Origin of the sequence: Aliivibrio sp. S3MY1 (assembly GCF_028765575.1) — a bacterium.
GTDB lineage: Bacteria > Pseudomonadota > Gammaproteobacteria > Enterobacterales > Vibrionaceae > Aliivibrio.
On sequence record NZ_JARACO010000062.1, the window covers coordinates 1 to 2004 of the forward strand.

Here is a 2004-nt window from a genome sequence, read left to right on the forward strand (position 1 = left end):
AAAATATTGGGTTGATGCATTGCAATGATACAGTCAGGAAAGGTTTACCTCGTCGTTGGTGTCACCGACATGAGAAAATCCATTGATGGCTTATCACTCATTGTCGCCGAAACGCTGGAAATGGACCCATTCAGTGAAGCCTGGTTTATTTTTTGTAACCGCAATCGAGATAAACTCAAGATCTTGTTTTGGGATACCAATGGTTTTTGGCTTTATTATCGTCGCTTAGAAAAAGGGACTTTCAAATGGCCAACCCCCAATATTGATGGTGCGCTCCACATTAGCAGACAACAACTCAACTGGCTTTTATCTGGACTGACTTTAGATCATGCCAAAGCTCATAAGCCGTTATTTAACCTAGAAGTGTGATCGCTGATAATGATCATCAAATTGGACTTGAACGATCCTTTTTCGATGTCACACTTAGGGTAATTAAACAACCTTGAGCTAAAGCATGACCGATCTTCCTAATGATATTGAGCAACTAAAAGCGATGCTACTTGAGCTTCATAATCAAAATGAAGCCAAAGAGAAGCTGCTTGTTGCCAAGCAAGAAGAAGTCGCTGAATTAAAAACTCAAGTTGCACTCTTGGTTGAGCAATTAAACCTAAATAAATCCAAGCGCTTCTCATCGCAAAGTGAAAAAGTACCAAAAGGTACTTTTAATGAGGCTGAACAGCAAAACTCGCTCCCTAAATCGAATGATGAGAAGAAAAAAACAGGTCGCAAACCTCTACCAAAAGAGCTTGAACGTGAGATACACAAGCATGAACTCAATGCACCTTATTGTGAATGTTGTGATGAACCATTGCATGAATGTGGGGTTGAAACCTCAGAAGAGCTTAAAATCATTCCTCAAAAGGTCACTGTCATTCGCCACGAACGCACTAAATACGCTTGTCGCCAATGCGAAAAAACACAAACCAAATCCAACATTATCACCGCACCAAAGCCCGCTAGCATGATCCCAAAAAGTATGGGAAGCGCTGACGCCTTTGCGGCAGTCGTGACTGCTAAATACGTGGATGCCTTGCCATTGTATCGTCAGGTCGACATATTAAACCGCTCAGGCATTGATATAAGTCGTGCGACATTAGCCAATTGGTGTGTTCAGTTGGGTAACAAAGTGAAACCAGTCATTGATGAAATGAAATCAAGACTGCTTAATGAAAAGCTTATCTGCGCAGATGAAACCACAGTACAAGTGTTACGCGAAGAAGATAGAAAAGCGCAAACCAAATCTTATATGTGGGTTTACCGTAGTGGTGAATTCATTAAAAACCCTGTAGTTATCTATGATTATCACCCAAGCCGTGCAGCAACGTGTGCAAAAGGTTTTTTAGGTGGTTACTCAGGATACTTACTCTCTGATGGCTATAGCGTATACGACACATTAGATGCCGTAACCCAAGCCGCGTGTATGGCACACGTTCGTAGAAAGTTCACCGATGCACAAAAAGCGTCACCCTCTAAAAAAGCGGGAAAACCAGAAAAAGCGCTCAACTTCATCGCCAAACTTTACGGCGTAGAAAGAAAGGCAAAGGGATTATCTGCAAATGAACGGCAGAAGATAAGAAAACAGGAAGCTGAGCCAATATTGAATGAATTTAAAGAGTGGCTTGATGTTCAAAATGTCTTACCCAAAGGGGCATTAGGTAAAGCTATCGCCTACACTCAAAAGCAATGGCCTAAATTACTCACCTATCTTGAGGATGGTGATATCAGCATCGATAATAATGTCACAGAAAGAGACATTAGGCCGTTTACCACAGGTAGAAAAAACTGGATGTTCTCGACGTCTGTCGAGGGTGCGAAGGCGAGTGCTAACTTGTATAGCTTGGTAATGACGTGCCGCGCCAATGACATTAACCCGTATTATTACTTCCAGTATCTATTTACGGAATTACCTAAACGTGATCCAGCCGATGATATGTCGGATCTTATGCCGTGGCTCGTTGAAATGAGTGATGCAGAGTAAAGCATCACTAGTTCATTGAGCGCTTA

General features: G+C 42.0%; 2 protein-coding genes. Both read left to right on the forward strand.

The genetic code is table 11. The features are described 5' to 3' along the window. Positions 1 to 24: 24 nt before the first annotated feature. The gene (tnpB, locus tag PVK62_RS17165; RefSeq protein ID WP_045101017.1) at positions 25 to 369 is read left to right on the forward strand and encodes an IS66 family insertion sequence element accessory protein TnpB; all 345 of its coding nucleotides are present in this window, start codon (positions 25 to 27) and stop codon (positions 367 to 369) included. An 85-nt stretch (positions 370 to 454) separates the two neighbouring features. Further along, positions 455 to 1978 (forward strand): IS66 family transposase, encoded by a 1524-nt coding sequence (gene tnpC, locus PVK62_RS17170; protein WP_274445595.1) that lies wholly within the window; start codon positions 455 to 457, stop codon positions 1976 to 1978. Positions 1979 to 2004: the final 26 nt, after the last annotated feature.